The sequence below is a fragment of the Microcoleus sp. genome (assembly GCF_049646505.1).
Taxonomy (GTDB): Bacteria; Cyanobacteriota; Cyanobacteriia; order Cyanobacteriales; family Microcoleaceae; genus Microcoleus.
Genome location: NZ_JBARVX010000133.1, coordinates 1 through 2906 on the forward strand (window position 1 = coordinate 1; position 2906 = coordinate 2906).

Genomic DNA, 2906 nt, shown 5'->3' on the forward strand with positions numbered 1-2906 from the left:
AGTTTCAATTCCATTTCTGGGACAAATTTTCCAACACGTCAAAAAAATTATCCCATTTAGTATAAGGCTTTTGCTGTTCGTCTAGATACTCGGCAAGCCGATCGCGCGCAAACACAGACGAAGCCTGCAAAGCCATATTAAAATCCGTCAGCGAATCTCCAATTGCCACCTGTTCCTTTGCAGGGTGACGGCGCATTACCCGCACCTTAGACACCAATTCTGCATCTCCTTCAAACTCAGAATTGACTTGCAAGCGAGGGCCGCTAGCGTCCAAATCCACGGCGTAAATAGCGATCGCCCGGTGTACCAAATCGCCCATTACAGCTTCTACCATAATCCGCAAACCGCCGGAAACGATCGCAAAAGGCACCTTTCGCTCGTCCAAAAAATCCAGCAATTCCACCAATCCCGGCCGCATCAGTTGTCCCCTAGAAAATTCCACAATTTCCCCGTAACGTTCCGAAGAAATAGACTCCAGTAACTGCCGCACACCCGATCGCAAACTCAGCCTTCTTGCGTACATTTCCGGCATTAGTTGAGACGACAATTCCGGTGCAAAATGCTTCAGCATTGCCACAAAAGTTTCTTCAACAGTTATGGTGCCGTCAAAATCGCAGAATACCACCCGTTGCCGATCGTTCAGAATTGGAGAATTTTGCTTGTCATCAGTCATTGTCAGTCGCACAAGATAGAGAACGGGAAAAGTTTACACAATTCATCGTACACCGAAGAAGTCATTGGTCATTAGTCATTAGTAATTAGTCATTAGTCATTAGTTATTGGTTATTGGTTATTGGTTATTGGTTACTTGCTACGAATTCCCAATTTCCACTTCTCAATTCCCAATAACAACTAACAAATAACAAATAACAGTCAACAGTCAACAGTCAACAGTCATCAGTCATCAGTCATTGGTCATCAGGAAGAAGGCTCGCTTCGGCTTCCTTCGGCTACACTCTCCCAGTTGTTGTTCGGGTAAAAAGAGACAAGAAGAGAAATGGAAGAAGGAAGAAACAAGAGGGAAGAAAGCCTTGAGTTGTCGTCGCAAAATAACGCTTTAGTTTAGATCCAAAGCAGAAGGAATCAACGGCATCGGCGTGCAATGCGAGAACAATTTCCCCGCCGTCTGGTGCGGTTGATATAATAGCTAAACGCTGTTTGCTGACATTGGCCCGGAAGATTTTATCAAGAATCTTCGAGGTCGTCTTCGATATCATCTTCTAGAGAATCTTCGATATCATCTTCGATATCATCTTCGATATCGTCTTCTAGAGAATCTTCGATATCCTGCTTTTGATTTTTACTTTTTTGGGGATTAGCCTTAGTCGGCAAACAAATTAAATTGTCATCCTCAGTATTAATCAAACCTTTCGATCGCAACTTGCCCATCAGTCGCGTCACAGTAACCCGCGTCGAGCCGATAGCGCTGCCAATTTGAGCGTGAGTCAATACCCAAGGCAGCCTGTAGCCCCGAACCACATCCGGTTCTGCCTCACTTACGTAAGGTTCGCCGAACTCTTCGATCAACAAAGTGAGAAAACCCAGCAGTCGGTCGATCGTCCGGCGCTGTCCCAAAGTGCTCAGCCAGAGGAGTTTCCGCTGGTGCTGGTAGCGAAACGCATCCAAAATTTCCCGGCGGAAGTGAGGCCAATTATCCAAATCGTGCCAATACATCCACACTACGTGAGTTTGATCGGCGTGAGCGAAAGCTTGGAGAGTAAACGGAGACTGAGCAACCAGTTCAAAAGGTTGACCCGCGCCGACGAAGCCCAAAAAAGCTTCTTCTGTAGTTTTGCGAGCGGATTTTAGCCCCGGCTTCGCCCCGACGCTAACTTGAGCGCTACCTACAAGCCGCACAGAACCTTTCTGGACTAAATAAAGCAGTCCGGGTCTGGCGGGAATCTTTTCGTCTTTGCTAAAAGTCCGGCAGCGGTAGTGTTCCTGGGCCCAGTCGATAATTCGCTGCCAAGTGATAAAAGGTCGATCGATCGTATCTACAGGTGTGGAAGTTGATTGCATAAGTGAGGCTTTGGGATATATTTAATTAGTGAGAAAAACAAATTCAGCCAGCATTGCGATACAAAGTGAGACAACCAACCCCCGATCGAGCTTGCACGCTTGTTAAGTGTGCTGGCTCTTATCTGTTTTACCTAAAAATTCAATGTAGCAAAAAATACATAAAAATGGTAGAGTTCAGCAAAGAGTTTCTCGTAAATTATTGTATATGCACCCCAAAAATCGCTCAAACGGTGATTAATTCGATGTAGGCCGTCCCGGCGAGCCGATCGCCCATCTGTGATATCAGCAGTTTAACGTACAACAACAGCGCCAGCGGTAACACTCTCTAGTCATTTTTACCGCAGGATCGGCCGATAATTGATACAGCAAATATGCAGCAGTGCCGAGAAGTTACAGTTAAGTGTTTTTTGCTCTCTCAGTTCCCCGGCGCGATCGCCCAGCAGGAGACACTGGCACAAATTCAGTTAAATCGGAGTAAAGATAGCGCCGGGGTGCTGTACGTCTCTGCGATCGCCCTGAAATTGGCTAAAACTCGGCAGCAGACACCGCAGGCGATCGCCGCCGAGTTGGTCGAAACTCTCAAACCGCTGTGCGAGCCAGATTTTGCCGTTAAAGTCGCACCGGGGGGCATAATTGAGCTGGAGCTGACTGATCCAGGTTTAGCCCTCTGGTTGCAGCGTTTAGCTCAAAATTCCCTCCCAGATCCCGAATCTCGCATATTATCTCCTGTTGTGTCAGGCGATCGGCTGTTTCCCATTCAATACAGCCACGCCCGCTGCTGTTCCCTGCTGCGAATGGCCCACCGCGATCGCCTAATTTCGATCGCACAGCCCGATGTCCGTACAGCACCGCAAATTTGGTCGCTGGCGCAGCCAAATCCCATACCC

1 protein-coding gene and 2 pseudogenes are annotated in these 2906 nt (G+C 47.6%); 1 reads left to right on the forward strand and 2 read right to left on the reverse strand.

Going from position 1 to position 2906, the window contains the following annotated elements:
* Window positions 1–4: 4 nt before the first annotated feature.
* Complete coding sequence (locus tag WBA89_RS07760) at window positions 5–673, reverse strand: HAD-IB family phosphatase (RefSeq protein WP_424405336.1); 669 nt, start codon at window positions 671–673, stop codon at window positions 5–7.
* 641 nt (window positions 674–1314) lie between these two features.
* Window positions 1315–2019: pseudogene (locus tag WBA89_RS07765) on the reverse strand (Crp/Fnr family transcriptional regulator); the annotation flags it as partial.
* Between the two features lie 371 nt (window positions 2020–2390).
* Between WBA89_RS07765 and WBA89_RS07770 the strand changes: the two are divergent.
* A pseudogene (locus WBA89_RS07770) lies at window positions 2391–2906 on the forward strand (hypothetical protein); the annotation flags it as partial.

Bases quoted from the DNA above. Each gene is read 5' to 3' on its own strand.
- WBA89_RS07760 (WP_424405336.1), bottom strand. From the start codon at position 673: ATGACTGATGACAAGCAAAATTCTCCAATTCTGAACGATCGGCAACGG.